Raw genomic sequence first — 17796 nt, forward strand, 5'->3', positions numbered from 1 at the left:
AAGGGCTCCGCCCAAGACCTCTAGGGAAAGAACGCCGAGCTTCGTGATTCCGAGGGTCAGTGGTCGTAGGCGATCGAGTGCGGTCGCGAGCCACGTCTCGCCTCCTCCGGGCCAGCAGCGTCCCGCGGTGAGGAATCAACCACCTAGCGCTTGCGCAGCGCGCGCAGGTACTCCTTGTTGAGGTTGACGATGCTGGCGAACGGGATGCCCTTCGGGCAGGAGTTGACGCACTCGCCGGTGTTCGTGCAGCCTCCGAAGCCCTCGTCGTCCATCGTCGACACCATCTCGAGCACCCGCGACTCGCGCTCCGGCTGGCCCTGGGGCAGCGCGTTGAGGTGGGCGACCTTGGCCGACGTGAACAGCATCGCCGACCCGTTCGGGCAGGCCGCCACGCAGGCGCCGCAGCCGATGCAGGTCGCGTTCTCGAAGGCCAGGTCGGCGTCGGCCTTGGGGACCGGGGTCGCGTGGGCGTCGGGGGCGGCGCCGGTCGGGGCGGTGATGAAGCCGCCCGACTGGATGATCCGGTCGAACGCCGACCGGTCGACGACCAGGTCCTTGATAACCGGGAAGCCCCGCGAGCGCCACGGCTCGACGTCGATCGTGTCACCGTCGGAGAACGACCTCATGTGCAGCTGGCAGGACGTCGTCTGCTGGGGGCCGTGGGCCTGGCCGTTGATGACGACGCCGCAGGAGCCGCAGATGCCCTCGCGGCAGTCGTGGTCGAACGCGATCGGCTCCTCGCCGTCGAGGATCAGCCGCTCGTTGAGGACGTCGAGCATCTCCAGGAACGACATGTCGGGGCTGACGTCCGGCACGTCGTAGGAGACCAGGGACCCGCGGTCGTCGGGGCCGGACTGGCGCCAGACTCGGACGGTGATGTTCACGCGTAACTCCGTTGCGTGGGGTGAACGTAGTCGAAGGCCAACGCCTCGCGGTGGAGCACCGGACCCGAAGACCCGTACTCCCACGCCGAGACGTGGCTGAAGTGCTCGTCGTCGCGGAGAGCCTCGCCCTCGGGGGTCTGGCTCTCCTCGCGGAAGTGGCCGCCGCAGGACTCGGTGCGCACCAGCGCGTCCAGGGCCATCAGCTCGCCGAACTCGAGGAAGTCGGCGACCCGGTTGGCCTTCTCCAGCGACTGGTTGAGCTGCTGCCCGGTGCCCGGCACCCGGACGTCGTTCCAGAACTCCTCGCGCAGCTCGGGGATCCGGTCGAGGGCCTTCTGCAGGCCGGACGCATTGCGGGCCATCCCGCAGTGGTCCCAGAGCAGCGTCCCGAGCTCGCGGTGGAACGAGTCGACGGTCCGCGACCCGTTGATCGAGAGCAGCTTGTCCAGACGCGCGGACACGGACTCCTCGGCCGAGACGACCGCCGGGTCGTCCGGAGAGACCGGAGAGAAGCCGCCGCCGGCCAGGTAGTGAGACAGCGTCGCCGGCAGGACGAAGTAGCCGTCGGCCAGGCCCTGCATCAGCGCGGACGCCCCGAGCCGGTTCGCGCCGTGGTCGGAGAAGTTCGCCTCGCCGATCACGAACAGCCCGGGGATCGTGCTCTGCAGGTCGTAGTCGACCCACAGCCCGCCCATCGTGTAGTGGATCGCCGGGTAGATCCGCATCGGGGTCTCGTACGGGTTCTCCGCCGTGATCTGGGCGTACATGTCGAAGAGGTTCCCGTACTTGGCCTCGACGGCCGGGCGCCCCAGACGCGAAAGAGCCTCGGCGAAGTCCAGGTACACGCCCAGCCCGCCCGGCCCGACCCCGCGGCCCTCGTCGCACACGTTCTTGGCCTGCCGGGACGCGATGTCCCGGGGGACGAGGTTGCCGAAGCTGGGGTAGATCCGCTCGAGGTAGTAGTCCCGCTCGTCCTCGGGGATCTGCGCCGGCGGCCGGGTGTCCCCCGCCCGCGCGGGCACCCAGATCCGGCCGTCGTTGCGCAGCGACTCGCTCATCAGCGTCAGCTTCGACTGGTGCTCGCCGGAGCGAGGGATGCAGGTGGGGTGGATCTGGGTGAAGCACGGGTTGGCCAGGTACGCGCCCCGCTTGTGGGCCCGCCAGATCGCGGTCGCGTTCGACCCCTTGGCGTTCGTCGACAGGTAGAAGACGTTCCCGTACCCGCCGGTCGCCAGCACGACGGCGTCGGCCAGATGAGTCTGCACCGCGCCGGTGACCAGGTCACGGGCCACGATCCCCCGGGCCTTGCCGTCGACGACGATCAGGTCGAGCATCTCGGTGCGGGCGTGCAGCTCGACATTCCCGGCGTCGATCTGCCTGGACAGCGCCTGGTACGCGCCGAGCAGCAGCTGCTGGCCGGTCTGACCGCGGGCGTAGAACGTCCGGGACACCTGGACGCCACCGAACGAGCGGTTGTCGAGCAGCCCGCCGTACTCCCGGGCGAACGGGACGCCCTGGGCCACGCACTGGTCGATGATCTGCACCGAGACCTGGGCCAGCCGGTAGACGTTCGACTCCCGGGCGCGGAAGTCGCCGCCCTTCACCGTGTCGTAGAACAGCCGGTAGATCGAGTCGCCGTCGTTGCGGTAGTTCTTCGCCGCGTTGATCCCGCCCTGCGCGGCGACCGAATGCGCGCGCCGGGGCGAGTCCTGGAAGCAGAACTGGACGACGTGGTAGCCCTGCTCGGCCAGCGTGGCTCCGGCCGCGCCGCCGGCCAGGCCGGTGCCGACGATGATCACCCGGTGCTTGCGCCGGTTCGCCGGGTTGACCAGCTTGGCTTCCCGCTTGCGGGTGTCCCACCGGTTCTCGATCGGTCCGGTCGGCGCCGCCGTGTCCGAGATGTCGGAACCTACTGTGTATTCGAGCACGTCAGCTCACCAATCCAGTCATGACGCCCACCGGCAGAGCCGAGAAACCGATCGTGATCGCCAGCGCCAGCACGGTGCCGGTCACGCGAATCGCCACGACCCGCCCCGGTCGCGCGACTCCGAGCGTCCGGGCCGCGCTCGCGAAGCCGTGGTTGATGTGGAGGCCGACCATCACCATCGCGACCAGGTAGATCACGTTGATCCACCACACCTGGAAGTCCGCGACCACGTTGTGGTACGGATGCCCCTCCTGGTACGAGGGGTTGGCCACGCCGACGGTCAGGTCGAGGATGTGCCAGACGATGAACAGGGCCAGGATCACCCCGCCCCAGCGCATCGTCCGGGTCGCGAACGTCGCCTGACGCCGCTGGCCGTGCACGTACTTCGTCGGCCGCGCCTTCAGGTCCCGCCGGGACAGCTGGGCCGCCGCGGTCACGTGCAGCACCAGCGCGACCAGCAGCACGACCCGCTGGATCCACAGGAACCACGAGTTGTGCAGCACCGGCGAGCCGATCGTGCGCAGCCAGCCGGCGTAGGAGTCGAACTCGTGCGGGCCGAAGAAGATCTTCAGGTTGCCGAGCATGTGCACCAGCAGGAACGCCAGCATGACCAGGCCGGTCACGGCCATCACGGTCTTCTTGCCGATGGACGAGTCCCAGAGCACAGCGGTGGTGCTCCGGGGTCGGCTTTGTACGTCGGTCGCCACGCTTGGAAGCTATGTCGGCCGAAACGAGAGGTCCAAGACCAGTTTTCTTGGTCGACGATAGGATCTCTCTATGCAGCTGCAGCAACTGGCGTACTTCGTCGCCGTCGCCGACCAGCGGCACTTCACCAAAGCCGCCGCTCAGGCCGGGGTGGCCCAGCCCTCGCTGTCCCAGCAGATCAAGGCCCTGGAGCGCGACCTCGGCGCCCCGCTCTTCCAGCGGGCCCGGGGGAATCTCACACTCACCGACGCCGGCGAGGCCCTGCTCCCGATCGCCCGCCGCATCCTGGCCGACACCGAGAACGCCCGGCGCGCGGTCCTCGAGGTCGCGGTGCTGGGCCGCGGCCGGGTCCGGCTCGGGGCCACGCCCAGCCTCTGCACCGGTCTGCTGCCGTCCATGCTCGGCGCGTTCCGCGCCGAGCACCCGGGCATCGAGCTGATCTTGCACGAGAGCGGCTCCCGCGACCTGCAGCGCGAACTCACCGAGGGCGCGCTCGACCTGGCCCTGGTGATCGACGCGCGGCTCGGTGACGACGACCCGCTGCAGATCGTCCCGCTGGTCACCGAGGACCTCGTCGTCGTCTCCCCGTTGGACGGTCCCCCGCCGGTCGAGGCGCCCGAGATGACGGTCGCCGACCTCGAGGGCCGTCCGTTGGTCATGTTCCGCGACGGCTACGACCTCCGCGAGACCGTGGTGGACGCCTGCCGGGGTGCCGGATTCGAGGCGACGTTCGCGATCGAGGGCGGAGAGCTCGATGCGGTGCTGCAGTTCGTCCGGGCCGGGCTGGGCATCGCCGTGGTGCCGAGCACCGTCGGGTACGACCGGTTCCGGGTGACGCCGTTCAGCGCGCCGGGGCTGGCCCGCACGGTGCTGCTCGCCCGGCGGCGCGACCTCGAGCCGCCCCGGGCCGCCCGCGCGCTCGGCCGGCACATGCTCGACTTCCTGGCCCGGGCCGCGGCCACCAACACGCTCCCGCCCGGCACCCGCCTACCCGCCTGATCCCCGGCACCCCCGGTACCTCGGGCATCCCGGCAGTGGACCGATCCAGTGCCCCCTCCATCACGGCCCACTGCCGGAACGCCGTCCTCGATTCCCGGATGCCCGCTGGTCAACCGTTCGGCCGTCCTCCCGGCGGTCGACCGGTCAGTCCCCGCAGGTCGCTATTCTCCCGAGAACCTTCTGGGGACACACTCGCGAGACGGCAGATCGCAGGGAAGTACTTCATTCGGACGACGCGACCTTTCTGGTCCGTCCCGAGGGCGAATGCCTCAGCCGCGGGACAGGACGGGACGTGGGGGCGGGTCAGCGTGAGCGAATCGTCGGCGGACAGACCGACTCCGGCGTCGGTGAGCACTGAGGACGAGCTGCGGGGATACGTCCGGTCGTTGATGGAGGCCCGCACCAACGTGCGGGCGGTCGCGGCCGAGACCGGCTTGTCGAAGACGACGGTCAACGAGCTGCGGATGGGGCGGCGCCGGGTCAGCCTGGACGCGCTGACCAAGGTCGTCGGCGCGTACGCCCCGGCCGAGGTCGCCGACGCCCGCCAGGCCTGGCACCGGGTCCAGCCGCCCCGGCCCCGGCGGGCGCCGACGGCACCGGCCGAGACGGCACCGACCGGCTCCGGCCCGGAAGCGGCGGCGCCGGATCTCGGCTTACGGCGCGAGGAGGCGCCAGGAGCGTCCGGCGGTGGTTCGCCGGGTGGCGTAGAGAAAAGGAACCGGTGGCTGCCGGTCGGCCTCTGGCCGCGGGTCGTGTACGCGGCGATCGCGGTGCTGGCGGCGGTGGCCGTCGCGGACGGCGTGCGAGCGGTCGCGGACCGCGAGCCGGACCCGGCGACGGCGGCCGCCGCGCCCTGCATCACCCCGGCCCAGGAGACGACGGCCCAGCTCACCAAACCCACCGGGACGACGCCGGTGACGCTGACCGAGGTCGCGTATCACCTGCAGCGGGTCGATCCGCCGCGGCTGGAGATCGCGGCCGCGCTGTCCGGGGCGGTCCCGGACGGGTCGACCGTGCAGATCCTCGAGCGGGCCGACCCGGCGACGGTGGACTCGACGCCCGAGCACCACCCCGGGAACGGGCGCTACTACCCGCGGCCGTCGATCCGGTCGGTCGGCGGGTGCGTCTACGTGCCGCAGAACCAGATCGGCTACGCGGGGTTCGCGGGAATGCGGCTGCGCTACACGGTCGTGCTGCTCCCGGCGCGGTTCGCGGACTCGATCGTCGCCGACTCGCACGCCGGTGACGGGCTCTCGGAGCAGGATCTGGCCCGGTATTCGATGACCAGGCTCGGTTGGTTCGAGTTCCGCGTGTGAATCCTGCGAAACATTGAGAAACCGACGGTCTACTTACCTCCAGGAAACCACGGCCGGTCGTCTGTGTACTTAGGATCGGGAGACATTCCCACGACCCGGGAGAGCGCGTGGAAAGTCCGGACTGGACGTCGGACACGGTTGATCCGGATCAGCCGTCAGCGGCCCGCATGTACGACTACTACCTCGGGGGCTCGCACAACTTCGCCTCCGACCGGGAGCTGGCCCGCCAGGTGCTGGAGCTGTTCCCGGACGGTCCGCTGCTCGCCCAGGCCAACCGCGGGTTCCTGCACCGCGGTGTGCGCTACCTGCAGAGCCGGGGCATCCGTCAGTTCCTCGATCTGGGGTCGGGCATTCCGACCGCCGGCAACGTCCACGAGGTCGCGCCGGACGCGACCGTGGTCTACGTCGACATCGACCCGGTGGCGGTCGCCCACAGCGAGGCGATCCTGGCCGACGTCGACCGGGCCGGCATCGTGCACGCCGACATCCGCCGGCCCGCCGACGTGCTGACCGACCCGGTGACCCGCGAGCTGCTCGACTTCTCCCAGCCGATCGGGCTGCTGATGGTCGCGGTGCTGCATTTCGTCGACACCGACGCGGAGGCCGCGCGCATCACGGCCGCGTTCCGGGACGCGATTCCGGCCGGCAGCGGGCTGGTGCTGGCCCACGGGACGATGGAGGGCCGTCCCGAGGAAGTGAAGCGGATCGAGGAGCTCTACCAGCGCAGCGCGAACCCGACGACCACCAGGAGCCGGTCCCAGATCGCCGGGCTGCTCGACGGCTGGGAGCTGGTGGAACCGGGCCTGACCTGGGTCGTGCGGTGGCGGCCGGACTGGCCGGACGACGTGGCCTACGATCCGTCGTGGTGCGGCAACTACGGCGCGGTCGGGTGGAAGCGGTGACCGCTGCTCCCCGTCGCGCGGTCGCGACCGCTCCGGACGCCGGTGCGGTCGCGATCGCGGTGTTCGCCTGGGAGTGGGCCCGGCACCTGATCGGCACCAGCTGGGTCCCGGACGACCGGACCGTGATCGCCGAGCAGCTCCGGCTGCTCACCGACGCGGCGGCCGAGGCCCTGCTCGGCGCGGCGAAGCCGGAGAGCACCGGGCGCGACATCGGGTCGGCGGTGGTCGGGATCGGCTTCGCGACGCCGGACGCGCTCGGCCGGACCCTGGCGCTGCTCGGCGAGCGGCTCGGCACCGATCTGGAGCTCGACCCGGCCGATCCGCAGGTCCGGGCCCGGGTCTCGGCGCTGCTGGCCGGCGTCGGGGTCGGGTTCGCCCGGTCCGCGCACGACCGGACGCTCGCCCAGCAGGACGCGATCCGCAGCTCCGACCTGGTCGCCCGGCAGCGGGCCGAGCGGGCGCTGCGGGCGCGGGCCGACACCCCGTACCGGCGGGAGCTGGCCGCGGCGGTGGAGCGCGGGCAGGTCGTGCCGTACTTCCAGCCGATCGTCACGCTGGAGGGCGAGGAGCTGGTCGGGTTCGAGGCGCTGGCCCGGTGGGAGCACCCCGACCAGGGCACGCTCACGCCCGGTAAGTTCCTGCCGTCCGCCGACGACGAGGTGTTCTCCGCGCTCGGCTCGCGGCTCCGGGAAGACGCCTGCCGGGCCGCCGTCGAATGGCAGTCCGCCGCCGGGCGGCCGGTGTTCGTCGGCGTCAACCTGTCCGCGGCCGAGCTCCGCACCCCGTCGATCGTCGACGACGTGCGCGGGGTGCTGTCCCGGACCGGCCTCCCGCCCGAGCTGCTGCACGTCGAGATCACTGAGGACGCCACCCTGGCCGACGCCGACCTGCCGGTCCTGCGCGGGCTGGCGGCGCTCGGGGTACGGCTGGCGCTCGACGACGTCGGTACCGGGCTGTCCCGGCTCGCGGTGCTGCCGAGCCTGCCGGTGCACGGGCTCAAGCTGGCCGCCTCGCTGCTCGACCCGGTCCGGCTGCTGCCGTTCGCCGGGGCGCGGGCCGGCACCCACGTGCTCGACGTCGTGACCGACCTGGCCGGGCGGCTGGGGCTGACGACGACGGTCGAGGGAATCGAGAACGCGGCCGAGGCGTCGTTCGTGCGCCGGCTCGGCATCACCCGGGCCCAGGGCTGGCACTACGGCCGGCCGGTGCCGGCTGCGGAAGTCACGTTCCCGCGTTGACGGCGTTTTACTGAGCGAGAAAGGGCGCTTGGCGTTCCGGGCGGTGGGGGCCGACGCTCCGGGCGTCGGGGCTCCGGTCGTCGGGGCTCCGGGCCGGAGGGGGCTCTCGTGAAGCCGGTGGACGCGCTGCTGGAGATCGTGCGCAGCGAGGGCGTCCGGCACGTGTTCGGCAACCCCGGGACGACCGAGCTGCCGTTCCTGGAGGCGCTGGTCGACGCTCCGGACCTGCCGTACGTGCTCGGGCTGCAGGAGGGGTCGGTCGTCGCGATGGCCGACGGGTACGCGCGCGCCACCGGGCGGACGGCGTTCGTGAACCTGCACGTGGCCGCCGGGCTGGCGAACGGGCTGATCGGGCTGCTGAACGCGAGCCGGTCGCGGACGCCGATGGTGGTGCTGGCCGGGCAGCAGGACCAGCGGCACCTGCAGGCGGACCCGATGCTGGCCGGTGATCTGGTGGGGCTCGCGTCGCCCGCGGTGAAGTCGGCGGTAGAGGTGCACCAGCCCTACGACCTGCCGGTGCTGCTGCGGCGGGCGTTCGCGCTGGCCCGGCGGACTCCGTCGGGGCCGGTGTTCGTGTCGGTGCCGATGGACGTGCTGTCGTCCTCGTCGTCGGTGGACGTGCCCGCGGTGTCGCGGGTGTCGGCGCCGGGGGCGTCGTCGGACGTGTCGTCGGCGGTGCGGATCCTGGCCGAGGCGACGTCGCCGGTGATCGTGGCCGGAGACGGCGTGGGGCGGGACGGCGTGGTTCCGGCGCTGGTGTCGCTGGCCGAGCGGCTCGGGGCGCCGGTGTGGTCGCAGCCGATGTTCGACGGGGTGGACTTCCCCGGGTCGCACCCGTTGTACGCCGGGATGCTGCCGCCGCGGCACGAGGCGATCCGGGCCGAACTGGAGGCGCACGACGTCGTGGTGATCGTCGGGTGTCACGCGTTCATGCCGCACCACTGGACGCCGGGGTCGCCGATCCCGGACGGCTGCGCGGTGGTGCAGCTGGACGCGGACCCGGCCGAGATCGGGCGGAACTTCCCGGTCGCGGCCGGGCTGGCCGGTGCGCTCGGTGCGACGCTGGCGGCGGTGGAGGAGGCCCTGGCCGGTGAGGTCCGACCGTCGACCGCCGCGGCGGTCGAAGCGCGGGTGGCGGCGATCGGGGGACGGATCTCGGAGAAGCGGGCCGCGGTCGAGCGGGCGGCCCGGGACCGGTACGGGCCCGCGCCGCTCGATCCGCCGGCGGCCATGCACGCGGTGGCGTCCGGGCTCCCGGACGACGCGGTCGTCGTCGAGGAGGCGATCACGGCCGGTCTCGCGCTGCGGACCGTGCTGCGCCTCGACCGGCCGCGGTCCTACGTGCACACGATCGGCGGCGGGCTGGGCTGGGGCGTCGGGGCGGCGATCGGCACGCGGCTCGGCGATCCGTCCCGGCCGGTGGTGGCCGTGCTCGGCGACGGATGCACGATGTTCGGGCTCCAGGGCCTGTGGAGTGCGGTCCGCTACCGGGTGCCGGTCACGTTCGTCGTCGTGAACAACGGCGAGTACCGGACGCTGAAGGAGACGCTCGACGGTCTGGCCGGTCCGTCGGCCGCCGCGGGGACGTACGTCGGGCTGGACCTGCCCGGGCTCGACTGGCAGGCCGGGGCGAAGCTGTTCGGGATGGCCTCGACGCGGGTCGCGCACACCGAGGAACTGCGCGCGCTGGTGGCCGGAGCGGGCGACCGGACCGAGCCGTTGCTCGTCGAGGTACCGGTCACCGCCCACGGCGGGCGTTCCGGCTAGAACTCGTTGCCGTTCGCCGGACCGGGGCGCCACGATCAGCGGATGGACGACGAGGTTCCGAAGTCGGTGCTCGCGCGCGGGTTGCGCCTGCTCGACGCGTTCGCGGCGACCGACGTCGACCTGACGCTGTCCGAGCTGGCCGGGCGCACCGGGCTGCCGAAACCGACCGCGTACCGGCTGCTGGCCGAGCTGGTGACGTGGGGCGGGCTGGAGCGCACGGCCCGGGGCTACCGGCTGGGGATGAGCCTGTTCGTGCTCGGCCAGCGGGTGCCCAGGCACCGGGAACTGCGCGAGGCCGCGCTGCCGTACCTGGAGGACCTGTACGAGGCGACGCACGAGAACATCCACCTGGCCGTGCCGGCCGGGAACGACACGCTGTTCCTGGAGAAGGTGAGCGGCCGGCGGTCGACGCCGATCGTGTCCCGGGTCGGCGGACGGCTGCCCGCGCACTGCACCGCGACCGGAAAGGTGTTCCTGGCCTACGGATCGCCGGAGCGGCTGCGCGCGGTGGTCTCCGCGGGCTTGAAGCGGCTCACGCCCCGGACGATCGTGATGCCCGGGCTGCTGCGTCAGGAGCTGGCCCGGGCGGTGGAGCGCGGGTACGGGGTGAACCGGGAGGAAGCCGAGGTCGGGGTGTCGGCGGTGGCGGCGCCGGTGTTCGACCATCGGCGCTGCGTGATCGCGGCGATCTCGATCACCGGCTGGGCGCAGCACCTGGACCTGGAGCGGCTGGCCCCGGCGGTGCGCACCGCGGCGCTGGCGCTGTCCCGGGAACTGACCAGGGACACCGCGAACGGAACATTACGGGTGGGCCGCTGAGTGCGCGGACCGCTTCTGTCACAGGAGTGAGCTAGCGTCTAGTGCCGTGAGATTCCTGCACACGTCCGACTGGCATGTGGGCAAGGTCCTCAAGGGCCGCAACCGCCTCGACGAGCAGCGCGCCGTGCTCCGGGAGATCGTCTCGCTGGCCCGCACCCACGAGGTCGACGCGGTTCTCGTCGCCGGTGACCTCTACGACTCGGCCGCCCCCAGCGCCGAGGCGCAGGAGCTCGTCGTGCGGGCGTTGATGGCCCTGAAAGAGACCGGCGCCGAGGTCGTCGCGATCGCCGGCAACCACGACCACCCCCGCACGTTCGACGCGTACCGGCCGCTGATGAACGTCGCCGGCATCACGCTGGTCGGCAGCGTGCGCACGGCCGAGAGCGGCGGCGTCGTCTCGTTCACCGCCCCGCGCACCGGCGAGCCGGTCCGGGTCGCCGCGCTGCCGTTCCTCTCCCAGCGGCACGCGATCCGGGCCGCCGAGCTCGTCACGAAGACGCCGGCCGAGAACAGCGCGGGGTACGACCAGCTGATCCGGGAGCTCGTCGCGTCGCTCACGGCCGGGTTCGGCGACGACGCGGTCAACCTGGTCACCGCGCACCTCACGGTCACCGGCGGGGCGATGGGCGGCGGCGAGCGCGCGGCCCAGTCCATCTTCGAGTATCACGTCCCGGCCGGCGCGTTCCCGGCCGACGCGCACTACGTCGCGCTCGGTCACCTGCACCGGCGTCAGACGCTGCCCGCGGCCTGCCCGGTCGTGTACTCGGGGGCACCGATAGCGGTCGACTTCGGCGAGCAAGACAACACCGCGTCGGTCTGCCTGGTCGAGGCCACGCCGTCCACGCCGGCCCGGGTCACCGACCTGCCGCTCACCAGCGCCAAGAAGCTCAGCACGATCACCGGCACGGTCGCCGAGCTGGCCGATCGCGCGGCCGCCCACGCCGACGACTACCTGCGGGTCTTCGTCCGCGAACCGGCCCGGGCCGGGCTGCGGGAGGAGGTCCAGGATCTGCTGCCGGGCGCGCTCGAGGTGCGCATCGATCCCGAGTTCGCGGCCCAGGTCGAGGTGAAGCGGCCGAGCGGCGGCTCCGAGCACGCGACGCCGGGCGAACTGTTCGCCGAGTTCTGCGGCGAGCGGCAGATCGTCGACCCGCGGGTGCAGAGCCTCTTCACCCGCCTGCACGACGACGTCACCGCCGGTTAGAGGAGGACGAGATGCGGCCCGTACTCCTCGACCTCGACGGCTTCGGCTCGTTCCGCGAGCCGACCACGGTCGACTTCGCCGACGCCGACTACTTCGCGCTGGTCGGCGCCACCGGCGCGGGCAAGTCGACGGTGATCGACGCGATCACGTTCGCGCTCTACGGCAACGTGCCCCGCTGGGACGACAAGCGCCTGGTCAAGCTCGCGTTGTCGCCGACCGCGAACCGCGGCACGGTCCGCCTGGTGTTCGACGTCGGATCGCAGCGGTACGTGGCCGTGCGCGAGATGCGTCGCACCGCCCAGGGCAACGTCAACGTCAAGAACGCCCGGCTCGAGCGGCTGGCCGACAGCACGTCGCTCGGCGACCTGGAAGACGAGTCCGACCTGGTCGCGGCCGACAACGAGGTCACCGGCGCGGTCGAGCGGATCCTCGGGCTGACGTTCGAGCACTTCTGCACGTGCGTCGTGCTGCCGCAGGGCGACTTCGCCGAGTTCCTGCACGCCCGGGCCGGTGACCGGCAGAAGATCCTGGTCAAGCTCCTCGGCCTCGAGGTGTACGACGAGATCGCCAAGGCCGCGAACACCGAGGCCTCGCGCGAGAAACAGACCGCCGAACTCCTCACCGACCAGCTCCAGCGCTACGGCGACGCGACCGACGAGGCCCAGCAGGCGGCCGAGGCCCGCATCGGTGCGCTGGTCGAGGCCGAGGCCCGGGTCGCCACCGCGCTCCCGACGCTGACCGCGGCCGCCGACGAGGCCCGCAGTGCCCGGCAGACCGTCGCGCGGCTGAACCAGGAGCGCGAGCTCCTCACCGCGGTCGAGGTCCCGGCCGGTCTCGCCGATCTGGACGCCGCCCTGCGCACCGCCCGGGACGCGTCGGGCCGGGCCGCCACCGTGCTGGCCGAGGCCGAGACCGCCGACTCGGCCGCCCGCGCCGCGCTGGCCGCGGCCCCGGCCCGGGGTCCGCTGGAGGCCGCCCGCCGGGCCCGCCGGGAGCTCGACGCGCTGGCCGCCGCCCGCCCCGGGCTGCTCACCGCCCAGTCCACCGCGGCCACCCGCCTCGCCCAGGCCGACCAGCAGGTCGCCGCGGCCGACCAGGTCGTCGAGCAGGCCCGGGCGGCCCAGCTGGCCGCCGCGGCCGCGGCCGAGAGCGCCCGCGAGACCGTCGCCCGGCTGACCCGCGAACGCGACCGGCTGACCGCGGTCGAGGCCCCGCCCGGCCTCGCCGAGCTCGACACCCGCCTGCGGTCGGCGCGCGAGGCGTCGGCCCGGGCCGCGTCCGCCCACGCCGAGGCCGAGTCGGCCGACTCGGCCGCCCGCGCCGCGGTGGCGGCGGCCCCGGCCCGCGGCCCGGTCGAGTCCGCGCGCCACGCGCGCCGGGAACTCGATCGGCTGATCGAGGGCCGCCCGGCCCTGCACCAGCACCAGGCCGACGCCGAGCGGCGCCGTACCGAGGCCGAGGACGCCGTCCGGCGGGCCCAGGAGGCGCTCGAAGCCGCCCGGGCCGCGCGCGAGGCCGGGGCCCGGCACCGCACGGCCGCGAACCTGCGTCCACACCTGGTCGCGGGTGAGCCGTGCCCGGTGTGCGAGCAGTCGGTCGCGACGTTGCCGCCGCCGCTCGCGGAGGAGGGCGGGGTCGCCGAGGCCGAGGCCGCGGTCCGGGAGGCGCAGCGGGCCGCCGATGCGGCGTCGGCCGACCGGTCGGCGGCCGCGGCCGCCGCGTCGGCCGCCGAGAGCGCGCTGGCCACCGCCGACGCGCAGGCGCTGGCCCTGCAGACCACGCTGGCCGACGAGAAGCTGCGGACCACGATCCACGGCGACGGCGCCGCGGCCGTCGAGATCCTCACTCTGGACGACCTCGACCGCTGGCTCGCCGCCCGGGACGCCCTGGACGTGGCCGCGCGGGCCGCCGACGCCGAGCTGGTCGCCGCCCGGGCGGCCCGGGCCGACGCCGAGCGCGACGTGGCCAAGGTCGGCGCCGAGGCGACCGGGGTGCGGACGGCGCTGCGCGAAGCCCGGGACGGGCTGGCGCCGTTCGGGGCGCCCGGCAGCCTGATCGACGACGTCGACGACGTCGCCGCGGGCTGGGCGGCGCTGGCCACCTGGGCGGCGTCCGCGGCGGGTGAGCGCGAGGCCGCTCTGACCGGGGTGTCGAAAGAGTCCGGGGCGGCCGACACGGCCCGGGTCACCGCCGAGCGGACGTTGGCCGAGGCGTCCGAGCGGCTCGCCGCGGCCCGGAAGGCACACACCGACGCGTCCCGGGCCGAGCAGCGCGCGGCGGCGGATCTCGCGGCGGCCGACCGGTCGGCGGCCGCGCTCACCGAGCAGCTCGGCGACGCCCCCGACGCGGAGACCCTGGCCGCGACGCTGGCCGAGCTGGACGCGCTCGACCGCACGGCCCGCGAGGCCGACGGGAAGCTCCGGGCCGCCCGTACCGCGCTGGGCGCCGCCCAGCGGGCCGAGAAAGAGGCGTACGAGCAGGTCGCCACTACCGTGCGGGGCCTGATCGCGATCCGCGAGCCGCTCGTGCCGCTGGGCGCGCCGGCGATCCCGTCCGACGACCCGGTAGGCGGGTGGCGGGCCTTCGCCGAGTGGGCGCTGGCCGCCGCCGACGCCCGCACCGACCAGCTCGAGGCCGCCGCCGCCGCGGTCAGCGCCGCCGACAGCGCGCTGACCGAACGCGAACACGCCCTGCGCACGCTCCTGACCGATCTCGCCATCGAACTCCCGCCCGGGGCGGCCACGCCCTGGGCCGGCGCGGCCGGCCCGAGCGCGGCCGGCGCGGGCGGCGCGGGCGGCGCGGGCGCGCGGCCGCTCGCCGAGATCGCGCCGGCGGCGGTGGCGAGCGCGCTCGCGGAAGCGCGCGGAGTCGAGCGGCGGATCTCCGAGCGGCGCCGCGAATCCGCCGAGCTGGTCGAACGGCGCGACGCCGCCGAGGCCGCTCAGCTCGTCGCCCGGCAGCTCGGGCAGCTGCTGCGGTCGGACGCGTTCCCGCGCTGGCTGGTCGCCTCGGCCCTCGACCTGCTCGTCGCCGAGGCGTCGGCGACCCTCGACGACCTCTCCGGAGGCCAGTTCGCGCTCACCCACGAGGCCGGCGAGTTCGTCATCGTCGACCACGCCGACGCCGACAGCCGCCGCCCGGTGAAGACGCTCTCCGGCGGCGAGACGTTCCAGGCCAGCCTGGCCCTGGCGCTCGCGCTGAGCGCCCACGTCAGCACGATGGCCGCGTCCGGCGCCGCCCGGCTCGACTCGATCTTCCTCGACGAGGGCTTCGGCACGCTCGACGAGGCGACGCTCGAGGTCGTCGCGGCCACGCTGGAGAACCTGGCCGCCGGCGGCGACCGCATGGTCGGGCTGGTCACGCACGTGGCCGCGCTGGCCGAGCGGGTCCCGGTACGGTTCGAGGTCAGCCGCGACCAGCGCACGTCGACGGTCACGAAGGTGGTGCAATGAGATTCAGCGTCGACGCCTGGGATCCGGGCTACGGCACCAGCACGGAGGACGACGCCGCCCGCACCAAGTCGAGCGCCCGCGTCGAGCTCGACGTCGAGCGCGACCCCGGTGACTGGAAGCCGATCGAGCCCCGCCCGGTCGCGCTGCCGTCCGCGGTCCTGTTCGTCGACGGCGTCCGGCGCATCGACGCCCAGCTCTGGGTCCACGCGGGCGCGGGCACCAGCGCCTCGCTGGCGATCTGCGCGTCGTACGCGGCCGGCGTCGTCTGCTGCACCGCGAACGGGGCCACGGTCCCGACCGTCGCCGTCCGCCGCGGGGTCTTCACCGCCGCCGACGACGCCTCCCCGGTCACGACGAACGCCGGCACCTACGCGCTGTACAAGGTCAAGCAGGACGACCCGGACGCGCTGTCGCTGGGCCTGCAGCGCCAGCTCGCCGACGTCGAGCTCGAAGCGGCCAGGCGCGCCCGCGAGAGCCTGGACGACGACCAGGACCTGCTCGTCCTCGACGGCCCGCTGAAGGGCCGCCAGCACCTCCCCCGCGCGATCGGGTTCATCAAGACCCACCGGGCCGAGTACCTCCCGGCCCAGCTCAACGGCGTCGTGGCCCGGCTCGACCCGGCCCACCGGTCGCCGGTGTTCCGGATGGGCACGTCCTGGGACCGCTACGCCTGGTACCTGCGGCTCCCGGGCGGGGCCGGTGCCCCGTGGGCCGGCGTGGTCCGGGTCGAGTGCGCGTCCGACCTGACCGCGAGCGAGGCGGTCGCGCTGGCCAACCTCAGCCAGGAGACGCTCTGCCGGTACGCGTCGGTCGAGTTCAAGGACTCCCGCGCCCCGCAGAACCTGTTCCCGATCGCGGGCCTCGAGCGGGCGCTCCGCCGCCGGCTCGGCGACCCGGCGCTGCTCTACCGCGCGCTGCGAACGGCCGCTTCTGCCCGATAGGTGATATTAATACCTATAAGGGGCAAAAGAGAGGGGCCAGGCCGTGCGATCGGCGTCCACCAGGATGCGGTTCGGCTTCGCGATCATCGCCGCGTTCCTGCTCGTCGCCGCGGTACTGGAGTTCGCCGCCCGTAGCGCGTTCGCCGGCCTGCTCTCGCTCGGCGGCGTCGTCCTCGTCGTCCTGGTCGGGCTCCGGCTGACCAGGGAGGTCGCGGCCCCGCTCGACGTCCTGAGCGGCGTCCTCCTCCGGGCCGCGGCCGGGGACCGGACGGCCAGGGCCGGCGAGGGTCACCCGGTGTACGACGCCACCGACCGCCTCCTCGCCGCCTACGAGCACGCGGTCGCGGTCGAGGAGGCCCGCCAGGTCGTCCGGCGCCTGGCCGAGCCGGGCGGTACCCCGACCGGCGACCTCGGCACCACGCTCCAGGACGTGGTCCGCCGCGTCGGGGCCGCGCTGGACGTCGACCGGGTGTTCCTGCGCATCTCCGAGGCCCTCACCGAGGACCACCGCCCGCTGGTCACCCAGTGGCACCGCGACGGGCTCACCCCGGCCCCCGACGACCTGCCGATCCTGCCGAGGGATCCGCGCTCGACCGACCCGGCCGGCACCGCCGACGTCCACCCCAACCTGCGGGCCGACCCGATCCTGTACGGCGACACCCCGCGGGCCAAGGCGGCCCGCACGCTCTCCGAGAATGCCGACGTCCGCGCGCTGGTCTCGCTGCAGATCACCGCGGCGGCGCAGCCCTGCGGCGGCCTCCTGGTCATGGACAGCGGCGGCCCGCGCAACTGGACCGCCGGCGAGCTCGACGTGCTCTCGTCGATCGCCGCCGACCTGTCGCGGATGATGGAGAACACGAAGCTGGCCGCCGACCAGCGCCGCCTCGAGCGCGACCGGCAGATGTTCACCGCGACCGCGTCCCACGAGCTCCGGACGCCGCTGGCCAGCATGCTCGGCTACCTGGAGCTGCTCTCGGTCGGCGACTTCGGGCAGCTCACCGACGAGCAGCAGAACGCGGTCGGCGTCGTCGAACGCAACACCGCGCGGCTGCACGAGCTCGTCCTCGACCTGCTGACGATCTCCGGCATCGGGAAGGTCGGCACGCTGGCCGACCGGCCGCCGGTGAGCCTGGGCGAGGTCGCGTCCACCGTGCACGCCGAGACGTCACCGCTGGCGACCGAGGCGCAGGTCGAGCTGCGCTACGACGAGAAGGCCCCGGCGACCGTCCTCGGTGATCCGCACCTGCTCGAACGCGCGCTGACCGCGCTGGTGCAGAACGCGATCGTGTTCACCCCGGCCGGCGGCACGATCACGATCACGCTGGACCGCGAGGACGCCCGGACGATCCGCCTGGTCGTCTCCGACACCGGCATCGGCATCCCCGACGACGAACTGCCCCGCGTCGTCGAGCCGTTCTACCGGGGCACGAACGCGGTCGAGCTCGGGATCGCCGGTTCCGGCCTGGGGCTGTCCATCGTGGCGATGATCATCGAGCAGCACGCCGGCACGATCGGCCTCGCCACCAACGCCCAGGGCGGCCTCGACGTCACGATCCGGCTCCCGCTGGCGCAGCTCACGGCGTCCGCCGTGTCCGGATCGATCATCGGGTGGTCCTGAGTCCGATACGGTGATCGTCGGCAG

Annotated in this window: 13 protein-coding genes; 10 read left to right on the plus strand and 3 right to left on the minus strand. The window is 73.5% G+C overall.

Translation table 11 applies throughout. The features are described 5' to 3' along the window. Nucleotides 1-143: 143 nt before the first annotated feature. From FL583_RS10155 to FL583_RS10165, 3 genes are read right to left on the minus strand one after another with little or no spacing between them, the layout of a single operon-like run. Nucleotides 144-884, minus strand: coding sequence for a succinate dehydrogenase/fumarate reductase iron-sulfur subunit (locus FL583_RS10155; RefSeq protein ID WP_142704298.1), 741 nt, complete (start codon nucleotides 882-884; stop codon nucleotides 144-146). Next, entirely contained in the window at nucleotides 881-2812 is a 1932-nt protein-coding gene (locus FL583_RS10160; RefSeq protein WP_142704299.1) for a fumarate reductase/succinate dehydrogenase flavoprotein subunit, read from the minus strand. The genes FL583_RS10155 and FL583_RS10160 overlap by 4 nt, the downstream gene beginning before the upstream one ends. Nucleotide 2813: 1 nt before the next feature. Next, nucleotides 2814-3518, minus strand: coding sequence for a succinate dehydrogenase cytochrome b subunit (locus FL583_RS10165; RefSeq protein WP_205751993.1), 705 nt, complete (start codon nucleotides 3516-3518; stop codon nucleotides 2814-2816). Nucleotides 3519-3588: 70 nt separating this feature from the next. On the opposite strand from FL583_RS10165, the gene FL583_RS10170 reads away from it, so the two are divergent. The 10 genes from FL583_RS10170 to FL583_RS10215 all read left to right on the plus strand — a co-directional run bounded on the left by FL583_RS10170 (nucleotide 3589) and on the right by FL583_RS10215 (nucleotide 17772). Further along, a complete protein-coding gene (locus FL583_RS10170; RefSeq protein WP_142704300.1) occupies nucleotides 3589-4515 on the plus strand; it encodes a LysR family transcriptional regulator in 927 nt (308 codons plus the stop codon). Between the two features lie 347 nt (nucleotides 4516-4862). Further along, on the plus strand, nucleotides 4863-5831 hold the full coding sequence (locus tag FL583_RS10175) for a hypothetical protein (protein WP_142704301.1): 969 nt from the start codon (nucleotides 4863-4865) through the stop codon (nucleotides 5829-5831). A 107-nt stretch (nucleotides 5832-5938) separates the two neighbouring features. Next, the gene (locus FL583_RS10180) at nucleotides 5939-6733 is read left to right on the plus strand and encodes an SAM-dependent methyltransferase (protein ID WP_142704302.1); all 795 of its coding nucleotides are present in this window, start codon (nucleotides 5939-5941) and stop codon (nucleotides 6731-6733) included. Beyond that, on the plus strand, nucleotides 6730-7971 hold the full coding sequence (locus tag FL583_RS10185; protein ID WP_170323577.1) for an EAL domain-containing protein: 1242 nt from the start codon (nucleotides 6730-6732) through the stop codon (nucleotides 7969-7971). Before FL583_RS10180 ends, FL583_RS10185 begins: the two co-directional genes overlap by 4 nt. Before the next feature lie 108 nt (nucleotides 7972-8079). Beyond that, a complete protein-coding gene (locus tag FL583_RS10190; protein WP_142704304.1) occupies nucleotides 8080-9738 on the plus strand; it encodes a thiamine pyrophosphate-binding protein in 1659 nt (552 codons plus the stop codon). A 42-nt stretch (nucleotides 9739-9780) separates the two neighbouring features. Then, nucleotides 9781-10557, plus strand: coding sequence for an IclR family transcriptional regulator (locus FL583_RS10195; protein ID WP_142704305.1), 777 nt, complete (start codon nucleotides 9781-9783; stop codon nucleotides 10555-10557). Between the two features lie 46 nt (nucleotides 10558-10603). Further along, nucleotides 10604-11761 carry a metallophosphoesterase family protein gene (locus FL583_RS10200; protein WP_142704306.1) on the plus strand — a complete coding sequence of 386 codons (1158 nt, stop codon included), beginning with the start codon at nucleotides 10604-10606 and terminating at the stop codon, nucleotides 11759-11761. An 11-nt stretch (nucleotides 11762-11772) separates the two neighbouring features. Beyond that, nucleotides 11773-15213, plus strand: coding sequence for an AAA family ATPase (locus tag FL583_RS10205; protein ID WP_142704307.1), 3441 nt, complete (start codon nucleotides 11773-11775; stop codon nucleotides 15211-15213). Further along, complete coding sequence (locus FL583_RS10210) at nucleotides 15210-16154, plus strand: hypothetical protein (protein ID WP_142704308.1); 945 nt, start codon at nucleotides 15210-15212, stop codon at nucleotides 16152-16154. Before FL583_RS10205 ends, FL583_RS10210 begins: the two co-directional genes overlap by 4 nt. A 43-nt stretch (nucleotides 16155-16197) precedes the next feature. Further along, a complete protein-coding gene (locus FL583_RS10215) occupies nucleotides 16198-17772 on the plus strand; it encodes a sensor histidine kinase (protein WP_142704309.1) in 1575 nt (524 codons plus the stop codon). Nucleotides 17773-17796 lie beyond the last annotated feature (24 nt).

The organism is Cryptosporangium phraense, from assembly GCF_006912135.1.
GTDB lineage: Bacteria > Actinomycetota > Actinomycetes > Mycobacteriales > Cryptosporangiaceae > Cryptosporangium > Cryptosporangium phraense.